The sequence below is a fragment of the Arthrobacter sp. 210 2 genome (genome assembly GCF_059093025.1).
Genome location: NZ_JBNHIE010000004.1, coordinates 25,756 through 44,625, shown reverse-complemented (window position 1 = coordinate 44,625; position 18,870 = coordinate 25,756). Strand labels below are relative to the sequence as shown.

19 protein-coding genes and 1 pseudogene are annotated in these 18,870 nt (G+C 66.0%); 10 read left to right on the top strand and 10 right to left on the bottom strand.

The features are described from left to right. The first annotated feature begins 66 nt into the window (after positions 1-66). From AC5RWA_RS09730 to AC5RWA_RS09720, 3 genes are read left to right on the top strand one after another with little or no spacing between them, the layout of a single operon-like run. Positions 67-1,062, top strand: coding sequence for a substrate-binding domain-containing protein (locus tag AC5RWA_RS09730; protein ID WP_494057451.1), 996 nt, complete (start codon positions 67-69; stop codon positions 1,060-1,062). A 54-nt stretch (positions 1,063-1,116) separates the two neighbouring features. Further along, a complete protein-coding gene (locus tag AC5RWA_RS09725) occupies positions 1,117-2,166 on the top strand; it encodes an ABC transporter permease (RefSeq protein WP_494057450.1) in 1,050 nt (349 codons plus the stop codon). A 12-nt stretch (positions 2,167-2,178) separates the two neighbouring features. Further along, positions 2,179-3,078, top strand: coding sequence for an ATP-binding cassette domain-containing protein (locus AC5RWA_RS09720; RefSeq protein WP_494057449.1), 900 nt, complete (start codon positions 2,179-2,181; stop codon positions 3,076-3,078). Between the two features lie 52 nt (positions 3,079-3,130). On the opposite strand, the gene AC5RWA_RS09715 is transcribed toward AC5RWA_RS09720, so the two are convergent. Next, complete coding sequence (locus AC5RWA_RS09715) at positions 3,131-3,280, bottom strand: hypothetical protein (protein ID WP_494057448.1); 150 nt, start codon at positions 3,278-3,280, stop codon at positions 3,131-3,133. Positions 3,281-3,518: 238 nt separating this feature from the next. On the opposite strand from AC5RWA_RS09715, the gene AC5RWA_RS09710 reads away from it, so the two are divergent. Then, the gene (locus AC5RWA_RS09710) at positions 3,519-4,130 is read left to right on the top strand and encodes an NADPH-dependent FMN reductase (protein ID WP_079595196.1); all 612 of its coding nucleotides are present in this window, start codon (positions 3,519-3,521) and stop codon (positions 4,128-4,130) included. A gap of 75 nt (positions 4,131-4,205) precedes the next feature. Here AC5RWA_RS09710 and AC5RWA_RS09705 read toward each other — a convergent pair whose 3' ends face one another. Both AC5RWA_RS09705 and AC5RWA_RS09700 read right to left on the bottom strand, forming a co-directional pair. Beyond that, positions 4,206-4,679 (bottom strand): sensor histidine kinase, encoded by a 474-nt coding sequence (locus tag AC5RWA_RS09705; protein ID WP_115523711.1) that lies wholly within the window; start codon positions 4,677-4,679, stop codon positions 4,206-4,208. Between the two features lie 198 nt (positions 4,680-4,877). Continuing rightward, positions 4,878-6,080, bottom strand: a complete 1,203-nt coding sequence (locus AC5RWA_RS09700; RefSeq protein ID WP_494057447.1) for a rhamnogalacturonan acetylesterase — start codon at positions 6,078-6,080, stop codon at positions 4,878-4,880. Positions 6,081-6,712: 632 nt separating this feature from the next. Between AC5RWA_RS09700 and AC5RWA_RS09695 the strand changes: the two genes are divergently transcribed. From AC5RWA_RS09695 to AC5RWA_RS09685, 3 genes are all read left to right on the top strand, one after another. Beyond that, entirely contained in the window at positions 6,713-7,549 is an 837-nt protein-coding gene (locus AC5RWA_RS09695; protein ID WP_115523712.1) for a response regulator transcription factor, read from the top strand. A gap of 81 nt (positions 7,550-7,630) precedes the next feature. Further along, positions 7,631-8,050, top strand: coding sequence for a YkvA family protein (locus AC5RWA_RS09690; RefSeq protein ID WP_494057446.1), 420 nt, complete (start codon positions 7,631-7,633; stop codon positions 8,048-8,050). A gap of 74 nt (positions 8,051-8,124) precedes the next feature. Further along, positions 8,125-8,304 (top strand): hypothetical protein, encoded by a 180-nt coding sequence (locus AC5RWA_RS09685; RefSeq protein ID WP_079595192.1) that lies wholly within the window; start codon positions 8,125-8,127, stop codon positions 8,302-8,304. Positions 8,305-8,331: 27 nt separating this feature from the next. Here the strand turns inward: AC5RWA_RS09685 and AC5RWA_RS09680 are convergent, their stop codons facing one another. Further along, positions 8,332-9,360: a LacI family DNA-binding transcriptional regulator gene (locus AC5RWA_RS09680; protein ID WP_476245760.1), complete on the bottom strand. Its 1,029-nt coding sequence runs from the start codon at positions 9,358-9,360 to the stop codon at positions 8,332-8,334. A 176-nt stretch (positions 9,361-9,536) separates the two neighbouring features. On the opposite strand from AC5RWA_RS09680, the gene AC5RWA_RS09675 reads away from it, so the two are divergent. Then, positions 9,537-10,478, top strand: a complete 942-nt coding sequence (locus AC5RWA_RS09675) for a dihydrodipicolinate synthase family protein (protein WP_115523716.1) — start codon at positions 9,537-9,539, stop codon at positions 10,476-10,478. A 127-nt stretch (positions 10,479-10,605) separates the two neighbouring features. After that, positions 10,606-11,904 carry an Nramp family divalent metal transporter gene (locus AC5RWA_RS09670; RefSeq protein WP_176156717.1) on the top strand — a complete coding sequence of 433 codons (1,299 nt, stop codon included), beginning with the start codon at positions 10,606-10,608 and terminating at the stop codon, positions 11,902-11,904. 229 nt (positions 11,905-12,133) lie between these two features. On the opposite strand, the pseudogene AC5RWA_RS09665 reads toward AC5RWA_RS09670, so the two are convergent. The 6 genes and pseudogenes from AC5RWA_RS09665 to AC5RWA_RS09640 all read right to left on the bottom strand — a co-directional run bounded on the left by AC5RWA_RS09665 (position 12,134) and on the right by AC5RWA_RS09640 (position 17,772). Next, positions 12,134-12,777 (bottom strand): annotated as a pseudogene (locus AC5RWA_RS09665) (DNA alkylation repair protein). 79 nt (positions 12,778-12,856) lie between these two features. Next, positions 12,857-13,726: a hypothetical protein gene (locus AC5RWA_RS09660; protein WP_494057445.1), complete on the bottom strand. Its 870-nt coding sequence runs from the start codon at positions 13,724-13,726 to the stop codon at positions 12,857-12,859. After that, positions 13,713-16,280: a DUF4062 domain-containing protein gene (locus AC5RWA_RS09655; RefSeq protein WP_494057444.1), complete on the bottom strand. Its 2,568-nt coding sequence runs from the start codon at positions 16,278-16,280 to the stop codon at positions 13,713-13,715. Before AC5RWA_RS09655 ends, AC5RWA_RS09660 begins: the two co-directional genes overlap by 14 nt. A 68-nt stretch (positions 16,281-16,348) precedes the next feature. Continuing rightward, positions 16,349-16,669, bottom strand: coding sequence for a DMT family transporter (locus AC5RWA_RS09650; RefSeq protein ID WP_104443410.1), 321 nt, complete (start codon positions 16,667-16,669; stop codon positions 16,349-16,351). Further along, entirely contained in the window at positions 16,666-17,022 is a 357-nt protein-coding gene (locus tag AC5RWA_RS09645; RefSeq protein WP_494057443.1) for a DMT family transporter, read from the bottom strand. The genes AC5RWA_RS09650 and AC5RWA_RS09645 overlap by 4 nt, the downstream gene beginning before the upstream one ends. 213 nt (positions 17,023-17,235) lie before the next feature. Further along, the gene (locus tag AC5RWA_RS09640; RefSeq protein WP_494057442.1) at positions 17,236-17,772 is read right to left on the bottom strand and encodes an isochorismatase family protein; all 537 of its coding nucleotides are present in this window, start codon (positions 17,770-17,772) and stop codon (positions 17,236-17,238) included. A 148-nt stretch (positions 17,773-17,920) separates the two neighbouring features. Here AC5RWA_RS09640 and AC5RWA_RS09635 point away from each other — a divergent pair, with 148 nt between their 5' ends. Beyond that, on the top strand, positions 17,921-18,859 hold the full coding sequence (locus AC5RWA_RS09635; protein ID WP_494057441.1) for a GlxA family transcriptional regulator: 939 nt from the start codon (positions 17,921-17,923) through the stop codon (positions 18,857-18,859). Positions 18,860-18,870: the final 11 nt, after the last annotated feature.

Sequence of the window (18,870 nt, the reverse complement as noted above, 5' to 3'; positions counted from 1 at the left end):
CCAGTCCGATCGCTGCCCGATGAGGCCGGCGAACGGACCCAACTCAGGAATCAAAGGAGATTCGCCATGAAGAAAAAGACCCTGCGGCAGCTGGCTGTGGCCGCCGCCGTCGTACCCCTTATCGCGTTGAGCGCATGCTCCAGCCAGGGTGGAAGGCCAGCCGATACCGGCGGCGGGGCCGGCGGCGGCCAGATTGCTTCGACTGCCCGGATCAAAGTCGCAATGGTCACCCATGCGCCCGCCGGTGACACCTTCTGGGACATCGTGCGGAAAGGCGCCGAAGAGGCTGCTGCCAAGGACAATGTGGAGCTTCTCTACACGTCCGATGCCGAAGGCGGCCGGCAGGCACAGCTGATCCAACAGGCTATCGACCAGAAAGTCGACGGCATCGCCGTCACCCTGGCTAAACCCGACGCCCTCAGGGAGGTGCTGAAGAAGGCCACCGACGCCGGCATCCCGGTGGTCAGCCTCAACTCCGGTGCGGACGTGTGGAAGCAGTTCGGGGCCTTCACCCACTACGGTTCCAACGAAAATATTGCCGGCAACGCCGTGGGTGAACGCCTCGCCAAGGACGGCATCAAGCACCCCATCTGCGTCATCCAGGAACAAGGCAACGTCGCACTGGAAGCCCGCTGCCAGGGTGTGAAGGAAAAGGTCCCCGGGACCGAGAACCTGTACGTCACGGGAACGGACATGAGCAGCGTCTCGTCGACCGTGACGGCGAAGCTGCAGGCCACCGCTGATGCCGATGCCGTGATTGGCCTGGCGGCGCCCGTCACCCTGACCATCGTCAAGGCCGTCGAGTCCGCGGGGAGCAAGGCCAAGGTCGCTTCCTTCGACATGAACGCCGAGCTTGGCAAGGCCATCACCGACGGCAAGGTTGCCCTCACCGTGGACCAGCAGCCGTGGCTGCAGGGTTACGGCGCCATCGACGCTCTGTGGCAGGTAAAGCGGGGCGGCTTCCACATCGGCGGCGGCCTTCCCGTCCTGACCGGGCCGTCGATCATCGACAAAGACTCGGCCGCCCAGGTACTTGAGTACGCCCAGCAGGGCATCCGCTAAATGACCACGCGCAGGCCAGGGCCAGCAGCCCCGGCCTGCCTTCAGGAGACCCAGATGACCCAGACCATAGCCTCGACCCGCCTTCCGGCAGCCGATGAGCGCGTTGCCAAGCGCAACCCGTTCCAGAAGCTGCTGGGCCGCCCCGAAGTCGGTGCCCTCGTAGGTGCCGCCGTATTGTTCGTTTTCTTTGCCGCCGCCGCGCCGGTGTTCCTGCAGCCTGCTTCCTTCGCTACCGTCCTCTACGGGAGCTCCACGATCGGAATCATGGCCGTGGGCGTCTCGCTGCTCATGATCGGCGGGGAGTTCGATCTCTCCACCGGCGTGGCAGTCATCAGCTCAGCGCTGACCGCTTCTCTCTTCAGCTGGTACTTCACCACCAATGTCTGGGTGGGGGTGGTCCTGGCCCTGATCGTGTCCCTGTCCGTGGGGTTCATCAACGGCTGGCTTCTGATCAAGACCAAGCTGCCGAGCTTCATCATCACCTTGGCCAGTTTCCTCATGCTCACCGGCCTGAACCTCGGACTGACCCGGATCATCGGCGGCGGCGTCTCCTCCCCGTCCATCTCCACCATGGACGGCTTCGACTCCGCCCGCGCCATCTTCGCCTCCTCCCTGAAGATCGGTGGGGTGGACGTCAACATCACCGTTTTCATCTGGATCGCCTTGGTAGCGGTCGCCTCCTGGGTGCTTCTGCGCACCAAGGTGGGGAACTGGATCTTCGCCGCAGGCGGTGACGCGAATGCTGCCCGGGCCGTTGGCGTGCCTGTCACCAAGACCAAGATCGGCCTGTTCATGGCGGTGGGGTTCTGCGCCTGGATCCTGGGCATGCACAACCTTTTCGCCTTCGACGCCGTGCAGTCCGGCGAGGGCATCGGCAATGAATTCCTCTACATCATCGCTGCAGTGATCGGTGGCTGCCTGCTGACCGGCGGCTACGGCTCGGCTGTTGGAGGTGCGATCGGCGCCTTTATCTTCGGCATGGCCAACAAAGGCATCGTGTACGCACAATGGAATCCGGACTGGTTCAAGTTCTTCCTGGGCCTGATGCTGCTGCTGGCCACCATCGTCAACCTCGTGGTCAAGCGCCGCGCAGAACAGAAGTAGGAAGGCAAAGCAATGAGTGCCAGCCAGATTGACCAGCGGACCCTGCTTCGGAACGAGACGGACCCCTTGACCCATACCCCCGTGCACCTGCTCTCGCTGGACAAGGTGGGCAAGAACTACGGCAACATCCTTGCGCTGAGCGACGTCACCATGGCCGTGGACAACGGCCGGGTCACCTGCGTCCTGGGCGACAACGGTGCCGGCAAATCGACCTTGATCAAAATCATCGCCGGCCTGCACCAGCACGACGCCGGGGTGGTCAAAATCATGGGGGAGGAACGAAAGTTCAACTCGCCCCGTGACGCCCTGGACGTGGGCATCGCAACCGTGTACCAGGACCTGGCCGTGGTGCCCCTGATGCCCATTTGGCGGAACTTCTTCCTCGGCTCGGAGCTCACCAGCGGTTTCGGTCCGTTCAAGAGCCTGGATGTCCAGAAGATGAAGGACATCACAAAGCATGAGCTCGCCGAGATGGGCATTGATCTGAGGGATGTGGAGCAGCCCATCGGCCAGCTCTCCGGTGGTGAGCGCCAATGTGTCGCAATCGCCCGCGCGGTGTACTTCGGCGCCAAAGTCCTGATATTGGACGAGCCGACGGCGGCCCTTGGGGTCAAGCAGTCAGGCGTCGTACTGCGCTACATCCTTCAGGCCCGCGACCGAGGCCTGGGAGTCGTCTTTATCACCCACAACCCGCATCACGCCTTCCCGGTGGGCGACCGGTTCCTGCTGCTCAAGCGCGGCAAATCGATCGGCTACTACGAGAAGAAGGACATCACGCTCGAAGAGCTCACCGCCCAGATGGCCGGCGGCGCGGAGCTTGCCGAACTCGCACACGAACTCGAGCAGCTCGGCGGGCACCCCGACGTGGTCGCCGAGGTCGAGTCCGAAATGGGAGGAAAGGGCGACAAGTAACCCACGGAACGGGTGGCCGGACTGCCAGCCGGGGGTGTGCCGGTCACCCGGCCTAATCGGTGGCCGCGGGAGTCTCAGGCACGTCCGCACCTTCGGCCGGATCCTGGGTGTGGACCCGGATGTCTGTGGGGTCAGCGTCCGGATCGCCCTCGGCAGGGGCCTCGTTATGGACGCGCTGGTCCTGCAGTGGATTTTCGGTCATGGCTGCTCTGCTCCTCCGGAGGGTGCGGTGGACATGTGGGGACTGCGATAGTGATCATTGAGCGCTTCCGGAAAGGGCCTGTCAAGAACCTTCCGTCCGCTCTGGCCGGGGCCGTTCTTCTGTGCTGGACTGGTGATGCACTGAGCACCAACCGCCGCCGCTGGTTCGGTACAGCGGCGGCACCTTTTCCAGACGAACATGGACGGCCGGCGTGACCGGCCAGTGGAAGGAAACACTCATGGCACCGTTCAAGATCGGATACTTCGTGGGGAGCCTGGCTACCGGCTCCATCAACCGTGTTCTCTCCCAGGCGTTGATCAAACTCGCTCCGGAGGACCTGGAGTTCACGGAAATCCCCATCAAGGACCTCCCCTTGTACAGCTACGACTACGACGCCGACTTCCCGCCCGAGGGCCGCGCCCTCAAGGAGGCCATCGAAGGGTCCGACGGCATCCTGTTCGTGTCCCCGGAGTACAACCGGTCCATCCCCGGCGCACTCAAGAACGCGATCGACTGGGGCTCCCGGCCCTGGGGCAGCAACTCGTTCGCCCGCAAGCCCACCGGCATCATCGGTGCCTCCGTGGGCAGCATCGGTACTGCGGTGATGCAGTCCTCGTTCCGCAGCGTCCTCAGCTTCCTGGATGCCCCGCAGCTAAATGCTCCGGAAGCCTACATCCATTACAACGCCGACGTGTTCGGTGAGGGCGGCGAGGTCAAGGACGAAGGGACCGCCAAGTTCCTGCGCCACTACATGGACGAGTACGGGGCCTTCGTGGCCCGCGTCCTGGCTGCCAACGCACCCGGCCACATCGGCGACCTCGAGCACGACTCCGCCAAGCTGACGCGCTAGCTTCCGCGCAATCCCGGGACATGCAGATGCCCGCCGTCCCAGCGACGGCGGGCATCGGTCTTTCGACTGGTGTCCTCAGTCCAGCGGCAGGGTAACGGTCACGCTGGTGCCCTGCCCCGGCGAGGAGCAGATGTCCACGCTGCCGCCGGCTTCGTGGACGGCCACGGACATCAGCCGAAGACCGTAGCCGTGGTGGCGCCCGCAGGTGGCGAGCCTGCTGTCAAAGCCCGAGCCGTCGTCGGCCACCACAAGGCGGATGCCGTGGTCCACCGCGGCAAGCTGGACGGTAAGCTGCGATGCTTCCGAGTACTTGTAGGCGTTGCTGAGCGCCTCGCGGGCGGACTGGTAAAGCAGGGACGCGCAGTCCGCCGGAATCTCGATGCCCCAGTGCGGAGTATCCCAGCGGACCGCGGTCCCTTGCTGACGGAGGGGCACGGTGAGCCGGTCGATGCAGCCGGCAAGCCCCAGTGTGTAGAAGTCGAGCGGATGCTGATCCGTGAGCACGCCTCCTACGGCGGTTACTTCATCAAAGGCTAATTCGTTTCCCATGACGTCCTGCTCCCCACAAGCTGTTGGTCCTTATGCGTCCAGCATGGACCTGCAACTGCGGGGGTCAGCAAAGTTTTAATCAAGATCGCATCAATTCTGGGTGCGGCATCCGGTCCTGCTGGTTGTGCTGCTTTACGGGCAAGGAACGACGGCGGAGCGCCGGCTTCCAGCCGCACCCCGCCGTCGATTTTTGCCTGCTTAGTCGCTGCCGGCCGGGAGGCCCTGCCGGGCCAGGTCCTCCACCACCAGGCGGGCCAGTTCGGTGGCGCCGGCGCGGTTGGGGTGCAGCGTATCGCCGGCCATGAACAGGGCGAGGGTTGCCTCCGGACCGATCTCCGTAAAGTAGGCCGAAGCCAGGACATTCAGGTCCACCAGGTGTACGCCCTCCTCCTGCGCCAGGGCCACGGTGGAGTTCCGGTACCAGCGGTTAGCGGAGGTGTGCACGCCGTCCACAAAGTCGGTGGCGCGGCCCTGCGGGGTCACCAGCACCGGAGTGGCTCCGGTGGCCGCCACCTGCCGCACCATGTCCCGCATAATCTCCTTGAACTCCGCCTCGGTGGTGGCGTTCTTGGCGGCGGTATCATTGATGCCCATTTCCAGCAGGAACAGATCGCCGGGCTTGATGTACTGCAGGATGGCCTCGAGCTGTCCGTCATTGCGGAAACCGCGGGCGATCTGGCCGCCCGTGGCCATGTTCCGGACATCGAACTTTTCCGGATCCACGTACTGCGGCAGCATCTGGCCCCAGCCGCCCTGCACGCTGGATTCCAGAGGGTAGTAGCTGGCCACGGTGGAATCGCCGCCCACCCAGATGGTCGGATCCATCTCCGCGTGGCGGGACACCTTCTCAATCTCCAGCGCGCTGAGGGTGAAGGCAGTTCCCACCTTGCCCTCGGTAACCAGGAGGTTGAGCTGGCCGTCCAGGACCGGGAGTTCGAAGGAGGCAGCGGCACCGTTGCCGGTCAGGTTCATCTCCTGGAACACGCCTTCGGCGGCGATACTGGCCCTGGAGGTGTCACCCAGCGTGACGCTCACCTTGTACAGGCCCTCCTTGAGGTCCACATTGAACGTGTTGGCGCTCTTGGTGCCGAACTGGAGGAAACGCACGGCGTCGCTTCCCGCTCCGGTGCCCTTGGCAGGCACGTCCACCATGTGCTCCGGCGTGCTGAAGCCGTAGCGGATTTCGGGGCTGTAGGCGTCCTTTGCGCTGACGCCGGTGTAGCCGTCTTCCACCGGGCCGTTGCCGAAGTCGAAGCGGTAGTTGCTGGGTTCAGCACTGGCTTCCGGGGCTGCCAGTGTCAGCCCGGCGCCGCTAAGCAGGACGGCCGCAGCCAGTCCGACGGCGGTGGTCCGCTTCGAGGTTTTGCCCGGCTGTGTGGGCATGGCGGCGCTGATGATCAAGGTCATCTCCTTTGATGGGGTGGGGGCTGCCCGGAGGGGCTCGGGAGCCGTTTTTGTAACGATTCATTGCGATGTATTACAGCATTTGTAACAGCGCCTGCTGTTCGGAGTCAAGAGATTTTGTGCGCTTTGTGATTGCTTTTGGTTGGTCATGTCATGCGCTGGCCAGTGCGGCTGGTGGCGCGGGAGTCTGCGGTTGTAATCCTGATCCGCGTGGCGGCTTTTTGCCCCGCCAATTTTTGTCCGGCATATTCGCGGGCGTATCGGAATCCGGAGTGTGGTGGAGCAATATTGGAATGAGTGTGCGCTGCGCCGCATTTTGTACGACGCTTTTGATGGCGCTCCTTGCAGCGGAATGAGGAGCAGGTGACGGTGCACAACCCGCGTGTGACCTGCGACTACGTCACCGGCCGAAGCCGATGCGGCCTCGAGAAGGCGAGCGAAAAATCGTAAAAGAAATGCCATATTTGCGAACCTCAAGAATCACTCAACCTGTGCCAAGGAAAGCAAATTTGCCCTATTTCATTGGGTAGGCTCAGGAGCGCATTCTGCAGACCTTACAAAAAAGCCATCCGGCGGGCTTGTGTCACCGAATGCACTATGAGTACGTCAATACGGGATGCGGGGCATGCATGGTGGAGCGCGGTGTTGCCGTGGTGGTCGAGGACGACGACGACATCAGGTCCGCCCTGACGGAGGTGCTGCAGCAGTCCGGGTTTGCCGTGCACTCGACATCCTCCGGCTGGGCTGGAGTCGAAGCGGTCCGTACCCACAATCCGGACATCGTCACCATGGACGTGGGGCTGCCGGACTTTGACGGCATCGAGGCGTCCCGGCGGATCAGGACGTTCAGCGACGCCTACCTCATCATTGTCACCGGCCGGGTGGACGAGGCCGACGCGCTGATGGGATTCGAGGCGGGTGCCGACGACTACCTCACCAAGCCGTTCCGGCCCCGGGAATTGCGTGCCCGGATTGCCGCGATGCTGCGCCGGCCCCGCACCCTGCAGGCCGCTCCCGCCGAGCGCCCGCAGGGCAGGCGCCGCCCCGGCCGTCGCCAACCCCGGCAGCTGTCCGAACATCCCCAGGCGGCCGCTGCCGTTCAGCAGCCGGACGACGGGCCGGACGTTGCAACGCCTCCGGACCGCTGCGACTTTGCCCACCGGGGGTTAACCCTTCATGAAGGTTCCCGCCAGGCCGCCATCGACGGAGTGCCGGTGGACCTAACCCGCACCCAGTTCGATCTCCTGCTGTTCCTGATGGAGGGCGGCCGGACGGTGCAGAGCAAGGCTGACCTGGTCCGGCGCCTGCGCAATGAGCCTTATGCCACCGGGTCCTTCGTCAGCGCCGGTGAGGAGCGTGCCGTGGAGGTGCACATCGGCAACCTCCGCAAGAGGCTGGGCGACAATTCCGGCCGCCCCCGCTGGGTGGAAACCGTCCGCGGGGTGGGCTACCGCATGACGCCGTAGTAGGACGGATCTCCACCCGTCCGTTCCGGCGTACCCTCGTACAGGAGCCGGAACCCTTCCGGCCCTGCGGAGGGGTGAAGGATGTCCTGGGAAACCGTCGCCGGAATCGTGGCAGGGGTGCTGCTGGCATACGCCGTGCTCCTGTTCCTCCTGTGGCTCTACGCACGCCGCCACCCGGAAACCGTCACCATGAAGGACGCGCTGCGGCTGCTCCCGGACCTGTTGCGGCTCATCCGCAGGCTGGCCGCGGACCCCACTGTCGCCGTCGGAATCCGCGTCCGGCTGGTGCTGCTCCTGGCCTACCTGCTCTCACCCATCGACCTGGTTCCGGACTTCATCCCGGTGATTGGCTACGCGGACGACGCCATCATCGTGGCGCTGGTGCTGCGCTCGGTCATCAAGCGCGCAGGTGCCGACGCCATCCGCAGGCACTGGCCCGGAAGCCCTGCAGGACTGGACGTCATCCTGAAAGCGGCCGGTCCGGTTGCGGGACCGCGGTAAATAAATACAAAACCTTCGGCGCCTTTCCAGCCGAGGGCTGTTAGCGTGGAGGCCCGGCCAATGAAGGAGGAGCGATGACCATCAACTCACCCGATTCCCTGCCTGAGGACGAGCCCCGCGAGGGTGCAGCAGGTACCGAAGGCAAGAACGACGGCGGGATCCCCAAGGGTGGCGATGGCATTGGCATCTCAGCCGATGCCGAGCCGAACACCTTCGAGCCCGAAGAGGACCCGGACGCCACCGAGGAGCCTTAGCCGGCGGATGCCGGCCAGGTGGCGGGGCTAGGACCTGCCGGATTTCCCTTCGAACCGCGGCCCGCTGGATTCGCGCGGAATCAGCGTGGGAATGGACTTCCGAACCCGCGGTTCCGAGCCCGGCTCCATGATGAGGTCGATGGCCGTCCTGGCGATCTGGTCCAGATGGACGTGGACCGAGGTCAGGGGAGTAGGGAGCCGTGACGCCAGTGGCGTGTCGTTGTAGCCCACCAGTGCCACATCGGTGCCGATCCTCAAATGATGCCGATGCGCCGCTGACATGATTCCCATGGCGATGTTGTCGTTCGCGGCGAATACGGCGGTGGGGCGGGCGGCCGCGTCCAGCAGGGCCTCGCCTGCTTCGAACCCGTTCTCAATGCCGTAGCCGCCCGCGATGACCCAGTCCTCGCGGGGAACGATGCCTGCCTCATTCAAAGCCCTGCGCGCTCCGGCCAGGCGTGCAATGCCGGTTGAGGTGAACGACGGGCCGGTAACGACGGCGATGTCCCGGTGCCCGAGGTCGATCAGGTGGCGGACGGCAAGGTAGCCGCCCACCTCGTCATCCCCCAGGGCCGAAGGACTTGCGCCGTCCGTACGGAGGACCAGCGCGTGCGCCACGTTGCGCTCGCGCAGCAGCCGCGGAAGCTCGTCGTCGAGCCGTGCCGTGGCAAGGATCAGCCCGTCAACGTTCCGGTCGAGCAGCGTCTCGGCAGCACGGCGTTCATCATTGGGATCGTCCCCGCTGGTGGCCACCATCGCGAAGTATCCGCGGGCGGCCGCGGCACGTTCGAGTTCCTCGAACATCAGCGCCATGACCGTGTCGCTGAGGCGGGGGACGAGGACGCCCAGGGTCCGCGTCTCGCCGCGGCGAAGGCTGGAGGCAAAGGAGTTCCTGCGGTAGCCCAGCTCTTCGGCAACTTTCCGGACATGCGCGGCGGCAGCGGAACGGGAAGCGGTCCGCTCATCCAGGGCGCGGCTGGCGGTGGAAATGCTCACGCCGCTGGCTGCGGCAACGTCCTTCAGCGTGACGATGGTGCCCGGCGTGGCCCGTTCCATGGCGGTTCTCCTCTTCCTTGGCGGTGTACAGACACTCTATTCCTGAAATCTGCAAACGTTCTCTTGACAGTGGCCTGTGACACGGCGCACAATGAAAACGTTCCCGCAAACGTTCTCATCCGAGAAGAAACATCGCGGGACTGCCGACCATCAAAGAAGAGAAGAAGGTAGCTGCAATGACACTCGATCTCCGCGGGCTCAGCCCCGCACCTGTCACCCCGTTCACCGAAGATGGCGCTGTCGACTTCGCTGCGATCCAGCGTCTGGGTTCGTGGCTCGGATCGATTGAGGGCGTGAAGAGCCTCGTCGTCCTGGGGCACGCCGGCGAAGGCACGTTCCTTACTGAAGAGGAGCAGCTGGACGTTATCCGTGCGTTCGTGGCCTCGACCGACGGCCGTGTACCGGTCGTGGCGGGCATCACGAAGGAAGGCAACAAGACCGCGGCCCTCGAGGCCAAGAAGGCCGTCGAGGCCGGCGCGTCAGCTGGTCTCGTCTACCCCTCGCACGGGTGGCTGCGCTTCGGCTACCAGAAGGGCGCCCCGCAGTCGCGCTACCAGGAGATCTATGAAGAGTCCGGCCTGCCGCTGATTCTCTTCCAGTACCCCGACAACACCAAGGCGACCTACGACCTCGAGACCCAGCTGGAGATCGCCGGCCAGGAGGGCGTCTTTGCCACGAAGAACGGTGTCCGGAACATGCGCCGGTGGTACACCGAGATCCCCGCGCTGCGCGCCGCGTATCCCGAGCTGCAGGTGCTGTCCTGCCATGACGAGTACCTGCTGCCGACGATGTTCGATGTTGATGGCCTGCTCGTCGGCTACGGCAACATCGCCCCCGAACTGCTCGTCGAACTGATCGAGGCCGGCAAGGCGCAGGACTACCCGCGTGCACACGCAATTCATGAGCGGCTGCTTCCGGTGACCAAGAACGTTTACCACCGCGGTTCCCATATGGAGGGCACCGTCGCCTTGAAGTGGGGCCTCGTGAACCGCGGCATCCTGGACCACGCCACAGTCCGCACCCCGCTCCTGCCCCTGCCCGAAGGCGCCGAAACCGAAATCGCGGAAGCCTTCGCCGCCGCAAACATCGGCAAGGTCACCACCACCGCTGCCGTCTGACCCCACCCATCACGGGTCCTCACGGGCGGCGGGCCCCTTTGGCCCGCCGCCCGTGCCCCAGCTTTTACTCTCCATCCCGGGCCAACGCACGCCCCCAGCAATGTCGCTGTATAAGGAGGACTCGCAGATGCGCGAGCACAATAGGACCATCACCCATCCCGGATCGACGGAACAGAAGATGGCTGCACCGCACGTACACCCCGCACCGGCAGGAACCGGAAAGCGCCGGACGTTCCTGGGCTACCTTGCCCTCATGGGCCCGGCCTTCGTCGTCGGAGCGTGGCAATTCGGACCCGGCAACCTGACCACCGCAGTCCAGGCCGGCAGCCGCTTCGACTACAGCCTCGTCTGGGTCATTGCGGTCTCCACCATCCTGATGATTTTCTTCACTGACATGAGCGTCAGGCTCGGCATCGCCACTCCCACCTCCCTGATCACCTCCATCAAGGAACACCTCGGCAACTGGGTGGGCGTCCTGGCAGGATTCGGCGTCTTCGGCATCACGCTGATGTTCTCCGTCGGCAACGCCGTCGGATCCGGCCTGGGACTATCGCTCATTTTCGGCGGATCCCCGGTCCTCTGGACGGTCGTCTGCACCGCCGCCGTCGCCTTCGTCCTGGCTTTCAAGAACGTCTACGGGATCGTCGAAAAAGCCCTCCTGGTCATTGTCGTCCTCATGGGCATCGCCTTCATCGCCAGCACCGTGGTGGCACAGCCCGACTGGTATCGCTCCCTTGAAGGCATGGTCCCCACCCTTCCGGCCGGAAGCGAAATCCTCATCGTCGCGCTCGTGGGCACCAACTTCTCCATCAACGCCGCCTTCTACACCTCCTACGGCATCAAGGAACACCGCCGCACCCGTGCCGACTACCGCGACATCACACTCGTCGACACCATCCCCGGCATCGTCGCCCCCGGCATCATGACGGCCCTGGTCATCATGGTCGCCGCGGCAGTCCTCGGCAAAACCGGAGCCGAAGCCGGAACCATCAACGCCCTCGCCTCCATCTTCACGCCCCTGGCAGGCCCGGTCGGTGCAATGCTCTTCGCCCTCGGCCTCTCCGGAGCAGCGTTCTCGTCAATGATCGCCAACGCCACCGCCGGCGGCACCATGCTCTCCGACGCCATGGGACGGGGCGCCAAGGCAGGATCAGTCGCCGCCCGGATCGTCACCGGCATGATCCTCGCCTTCGGCCTGATCATCACCCTGTCCTTCCAGTCCTCACCGGTGGCCCTGATCGTCATCGCCCAATCCCTGACCGTACTCATCGCCCCCATGCTGGGCCTCCTGATCGTCATCATGGCCAACAGGCGCTCCGTCATGGGCGATCTCCGCAACAAGTGGTGGCACAACCTCTTTGGAGCCATCGGCCTCATCGCCATCATCGCCTCCTCCATCAGGCTCATCACCACCCTGATCGGCTAGAAGACCAACCACCCCGACCCGGAGTAGTGCCCAGCCGTATGAAGGCGGGGCACTACTCAAGGTTTAATCAAGATTTGCGCAAGCCGACCGAAACGGTCTGGAACCGAGATTACTGGCGGGTAAATTTCTACCTGTTTCCACGTTATTTCCCCCAACACGGAAGCAAAGGAAGCCCCCGCGCTGGAGCCCGACTCGCGTGGGGGCTTCCGCCCAAACGGAGAAGCCCGGTTTACTGATCCTGCTTACGTCGCACCATCTCGTTGATCCAGCTGGGCGCGAACGGGGACGTGCAGCCCGCAGGGGTCGGGTAGTCCTTGAGGACCTGGAGGCGCTCGCCGATATCCAACGCACGGGCGCGGTGCCCGGCGTGCTCAATCCCGATCTGCGCCAGGCACATGTTCATGGCCCACTGCAGCCGATCGGGCGCGCCCTGCATTTCCGCCTCGATGATGTCCAGCAGGCCGCCAAGGTCGAGGCCCTCGGGCTTCTTCACCACGCGTTCGCTGGTGAGGGCCCAGCCGGCGCTGGCCACTATCGGATCCGGATCGGGGAACCAGGCCTGCCGCAGTTCTTCGGCGTGCGGGCCCTTCTTCACCACGTAGTTCACCAGCCAGTCCTGCACCTTGGGGGACCGCGCCTCGCGCAGCATGGCGTCCAGTTCGCCAGGTTCGAACGCCTTCGGCCGGCATACCAGCAGTGCCAGCAGCCTGGCCGCCGTGTCACCGGTCGCCCACAGCTGGCGTGACAGGTCATGCTGGATCTTCAGCCGCTTGGCGATGGCGCGCAGCTTGGCCAGGTTCACGCCGTGGTCGTCACCGTGCTTTTGTTCACCTCGCGCGCCCTGGGGTCCTCGAGCGCGGCGAGCTCGGCCATCAGCTCAGCCACCTGCGGGTCGGTCAGTGTCTCGGCCACTTCGGTCTCCTGTCCATTGCGTCTAGGGCCAGCCTAAGCCCTACCCGAAATGTTCGGCGGTGGTGCCGGCGGACGCCCCCGCGCGCCTCAGCCGCAGCTCCGCCCACAGTGTGAGCGCTCCGTAGGACACGAGGGCGAGCAGCACGAGGGTCACGAAGGCCCACGCGGCAGGCCGCTCCCAGTGCACGTCGGAACGTCCGACGGCGACCGAGGCCAGGATGAATACGAGGCTTACCAGCTGGGCGGCAAAGAGGACGCGGTAGCTGCTCCACCGGCGGTCCACCACCATGGGCGCATTCACGAATCCGGTAAGGCTGAGGACCGCACCCAGCGTCCGGGCGGTCAGCGGAGTGAGGTCCCAGCCCCAGCTCTGAATGAACAGCGCCGGGAACAGGAACATCACCAGGCCCGTCAGGGTGACCACACCGCCCACCCCCACCAGCGCCCGGGCAACGTGGTCCGGGATCAGCACATCGCGCGGCCCGGGCACCCGGGGATCCGCGCGGCGCTGGGCGAGGGCGGCTGCGGCCACGAGGAACGGCGTGGACGCGTAGAGCGCCGCCCAGGCGAAAAACGAGAGGTTCCGCGTAAACAGCCCCTCATGCAGTGCGGTGGCGATGCCCAGCAGTGACGCAAAGACGAGGACGGGCAGGAATCCCCGCCGCACGCGGTGCCACTGGCCCGTCCGGAGGACGGCGGCGAAGAAGATGATCCCGCCGATATACGCCGAGCCCAGGATCATTCCGGTGAGGGGCGGCCTGATGGGCCAGGCGAACAGCTCCGCGATGCGGCCCGGAAGGAAGACGAGGATGGTGGCGGCGATCAGGAGGAACGGCAGGATGAAGGCCGCCAGCCACCGCACCGGGCGCAGCACACGGTCGGTTCCTGCGACCGACTCACGCGTGGGCATTGGCGAGCACCTCCGTCAGCGGCAGGGAACGGCCGCGGGAGGCGCCGTCGTCGAACGTTCCGCCCAGCCCGCCCGAACGCAGGGCCTCAACCACGGGTCCGTGGAAGCTGGCGACGGCAGGATTGAACAGGCCCGTCCGCTGGCGCAGCGCCTCCGCGGCGCCGGCCAGCTCGCCCGCGCGGGCCACGTCGCCGTGCCTCGCCGCGACGGCCACCAGTCCTTCGAGGCCGTACGCGATGCCTTCGTCGTGGCTGAGGCCCGCCGAGATCTCCAGGCCGCGCACGAAATCCTGCGCGGCGCCGTCGACGTCGTCCTGCAGCATGCGTGCCCAGCCCCGGTGGTGCAGGGCGATGGCGATGCCGAGGGGTTCGCCCTCCTCGCCTGCCAGCGCGAGGCTTTCCTCAAAGCGCGACGCCGCCGCCTCACCTTGCCCGGCGACGAGCAGCACGCGTCCCATGGTGACGAGGGACATCGCCTCGCCCCAGCGGTCCTTGCCGGCGCGGAAGCGGTCCAGGCTGCGTTCCAGGTCGCCGATGGCCCCCTGGACGTCCGGAACCGGAGCGGCGAGCCGCGCCAGCGCGGCGGATACCAGCGCGAGCGCTTCCCCTGCGGCATCGCCGGACTGGGCGAAGAGCTGCGCGCTGCAGGTGAGGCCGCCCACGAGGTCCACGTCCTGCTGCTGCCAGAAGGCGACGGCCCGGGTGAAATACAGGGCGATGGCCTCGGCGCGGCTGGAGAGGGATTCACCCCGTGCCGCCGCTTCCTCCAGCAGCCGCGTCATCCAGAGGCGGACCTGGCCCAGCAGCCCGCCGAGCCAGAGGTAAAGGTAGAGGGACCAGGCGAGTTCGGCGGCGCGGTCCCACTGCCCTTGGGCGGTGAGCCACCTGACTGCCGAGGCGAGGTCCGCCCGCTGGAGGGTGAGGTCGGCGAGCCAGCGGCCCTGGTCACCGGTGCGCAGCCCGTGCGCGGCTCCTTGGGCGAGGCCGAAGAAGTACTGCGCGTGGCCGTCGCGGGCGGCGTCCCACTCGTCCTTGGTGCTGAGGGAGGCGGCGAACGAGCGGACGGTGGCCAGGAGGGTGAAGACGCTCTCGCCGCCGATGTCGCGCTGGCTCACCAGGCTGGACTCCACCAGGGCGTCGAGGGCATCGAGGGCTCCCTCGCCCACCAGGGCCTCGGCCGCCGGCAGGGTGAACGGGCCCGTGAAGACGGCGAGCCGGGCCAGGGCGGCGCGGGCGGACGCCGGCAGGAGGTCCACGCTCCATAGGATGGTTCCGGTCAGGGTCCGCTGGCGTTCCGGCAAGTCCCGGGCGCCGCCGGACAGCAGGCCCAGGCCGGTGCCGAGCCGCTGCAGGATGGATTCCGGGGTGAGGGTGCGGATGCGGGCTGCTGCGAGTTCGAGGGCGAGCGGAACGCCGTCGAGGGCGCGGCAGATCCCGAGCACCGCCTCGCAGTTGGCGGGGGTCAGCCCGAAGTCGGGCCGCACCGCGCGGGCGCGTTCAACGAACAGCGCCACGGACGGGATGCCGGCGGCTGTCTCGGGTGTGGGCCGGGCGTCCTCCGCGGGCACCTCGAGCGGCGCCACCTCGAATGTGCGCTCGGGGCGCACGCGCAGGGGAGAGCGGCTGGTGACCAGGAGCGTGAGTTCCGGCAGCGCCGAGACCAGCTTCATAACGACGGCGGTGGCGTCCAGCACGTGCTCCATGTTGTCGAGCACCAGCAGCAGCCGGCGGCCCTCCAGCGCCGTGACCAGTTTGTCCTCCAGCGGCCCGTCGCCGGCGTCGCGGACGCCGAGCTCGTGGGCGATGGCCGCCGGAACGAACTCCGCCGACCGGACGGATTCGAGCATGACAAAAACGACGTCGGCCCCCTCCTTGGCGATTTCGGCGGCGACTTCGATGGCGAGCCGTGATTTGCCGATCCCGCCGGGGCCTACCAGCGTCACGAGCCTTACGTCGGGGCGATCCAGCAGTTCACGGACGGTGGCGATGGCTCCGCCGCGCCCCACGATGGCGCTGTACGGCGCAGGCACGCGCCCGCCGTCGTAATGCTGTGCCGGCGGTTCCTCCGTCGCCGGGCGGCTGGCGGCAAACCGCTCAGCGAGGAGGACGGCGAGGTCGGCGCGGACCAGGTCGCCGAGTTCCTGCGGGTCGCCGTACCTCTTGTAGGAGGCGTCGTCGTCGTTCCTGATGCGGTCCAGCAGCCCGTCCAGGCGAGGCTCGCGCGTGACGCCGTCCTTAACGTAGATCAGCTTGGGCATGCCGGCGGACAAGGCGTACTCGTCCTCGAGCCCGGACACCTCCTCGCCCGGCGCCACCCAGCCGTAACTGCCGCCGTAGATGCCGACGAACACGTCGCTTTGGGCGAGGTAGGAGCGGTACAGGGAACGCGGCGGGTGGGGGCGGGCGCCGAGCTCGAACATGACCGGCGCCAGGTGCAGTGATTCGACGGCCTCGCGGACGGCGCGGCGCTCCGGCTCGAGCTCCCGCAGGGTGGAACTGACGAAAACCCTGATGCGCTGGTCGGGTGTGCGGATCGACACCGCAGGTGCGTCCATCTACGCAGTTTGGACCCTGGCGGCGGGTCGCGTCCACAACTTTCGGCCCTGGCGTGCCCCCTTCAGCCCTAGTGTGCCGCGCCGAGCTCGATCAGCAGGACCCCGCCGATGATGAGGCCGAGCCCGAGCATCATGACGGGGGTGATGGCCTCCTTGAAGAAGACCCGGCTGGCCAGTGCGGTCAGTGCCACGCCGGCGGCCGCCCAGATGCCGTAGGCGACGCCGAGGCTCATGCCCTGGTCCAGGGTCAGGGTGAGGAGGGTGAAGGCAAGGAAGTACCCGACGGCGACAGGGATGTACCAGCGGCGCTTGCCGGTGGAGGCGACGCGCAGGAAGAGGGTGGCGGTGACCTCGGTGAGGATCGCTCCTGCGAGAAGCAGCCACATCATGAGCGGGCCATTTCTTTCTCGGGTTCTTGTGCCGGTTCTTTGTGTGACCCCAGTTCCACGCAGAGCACGCCGGCAATGACCATGGCGACGCCGACCATCATCACCGGGGTCAGTGCCTCGCCAAAGATGAGGGCGGCCAGCAGGACCGTGAGCGTGACTCCCAGCGCGGCCCAGATGCCGTAGGCGACGCCGAGTCCCAGGCCTTTGCGGAGGACTGCTGCGAGGAAACCGAACGACGCGGTGTATCCGGCAACAACCACAATGAAGAAGACAGGATTATCCAGCGCCGCTTTCAGCGAGAGGGATGCCGTCACCTCACTCAGGATCGCGCCGGCGAGAAGAATCCACTTCATGTAAACAGTCCTTGATGATCGGTTGGGGCTTGGTCCCCTGTTGGGAACACCGCTGATGGCGCTGGTGTTCCCGGGCTTCCCACCCGGCCTGCCCCTTGGGAAGCCCGGGGCGCTGGTTACGCCTGGGGGACCAGTTCGGAGCCCGCGATGGCGGAGCTGCCGAGGTCACTGCCCGTGAGGGCCTGCCGGGTGTTCAGTGCGTTGGTCCACGTATCAGTATCGGCCACCGCTGCCCAGTTCGAGTTCAGCAGGGTGAGGCGTGTGCACGGTCTTTGCGTCGGCGAAGCCTGCGTCGTTGGCGAGGTTGATGGCGCCGGTGGCGTCGGAGAGAACCTCTGTGGTGAAGCCAAGGAACTCTGCCTCCACGGCGGAGGCGAGCACGCAGTTGTTGGTCATGTAACCGGCCAAGGTGACAGTGTCGACGTCGTGCTGCCGCAGCCAGTCGGCGAGGTCCGTGCCGGCGTAGACGGAGCCGTACTGCTTGACCAGGGACTTCCAGTCGGCGGTTTTGCGGCGCTCAATCTCAGGGTGCAGCTCGAAGCCTGGCGTGCCGGGCGCGAAAACCGGAGCACCTTCACCTGCGGTGTGCTGGATGACGGCAACGGGAATGCCCGCGGCGGTGGCGGCGTCTATTGCACGCGCGATAGCGGGCAGGGATTCCTGGTGCGGCGGGTACTGGATTTCGAGGGGGCCGCTGAAGTACTGCTGCTGTACGTCGATGAGGATGAGGGCGCGGCGGGGGGTGCTCATGTTTATGGTTCTCCCTGATGGTTCTGTGGGCTGCCTTGTGGCGGCTTTTCCAGTCTTCCCGTTGCCGGCCCCCGCCAACAGTGGCACGAAGGCGAATGTACGATGGATTTGGGCCAATGTAGCGGAAGGGGCAGTTGTGAGGATTGCGGTGTACGCATTCGATGGCGCGACGATGTTCCACCTTGCGGTTCCGCAGATGGTCTTTGATGAGGTGGCCAGGCAGGGTCTTGCCGATTGGAGGACTGTTCTTTTTACTGACCAGGAGGGCGGGATTACCACTGCCGAGGGCTACGGGCTGGGCGAGGTGAAGGGGCCCGCGGCCGCGGACGAGGCGGATGTGGTGGTGGTTCCGTCATGGTTCGACGACGGGCGCGTCCCCAGCGATTCGCTGCGGCAGGTGCTCCAAGGGGCGCACGGGCGAGGGGCGCCGATTTTGGGGTTGTGCCTTGGCGCGATCCCCGTCGCCGACGCGGGGTTGCTGGCGGGGCGTGGGGCGGTCACCCATTGGCAGGCCTTTGATTCCCTTGCTGTGCGGCACCCCGATGTGCCGCTCGACCGGTCCGTGCTCTATATCGACCACGGTGACGTCCTCACCTCCGCCGGCACCGCCTCGGCCTTGGACGCCTGCCTGCACCTGGTGCGCGCCCGGCTCGGGGCGGAAGCGGCGAACCAGGTGGCACGCAGCCTGGTCATCGCTCCGCACCGGGAAGGCGGACAGGCGCAGTACATCGAGCAACCGGTGCCGGAGCGCTCCACGGATGATCCCATCTCGCGCCTGCTCGAATGGGCTCTGGGCCGGCTCGGTGAACCGCTGACCACTGACCGGCTTGCCGCGCAGGCACACCTGAGCCGCCGCACCTTTGTCCGCGCCTTCCGGGCAGCAACGGGGACAACCCCGGCCGCCTGGATCCGCGCTCGCCGCCTTGATGCCGCCCGGCGGCTTTTGGAGACCACGGACCTGTCGATAGACCAGATCTCCGCCGACTGCGGGTTCGGTAACGCCGTGACCCTGCGCCAAAACTTCGCGGCTGCCTTTTCCACCACGCCGACGGAATACCGGCGGCGGTTTGATGCTCGGGTTGGGTGACGGCTCGGGCG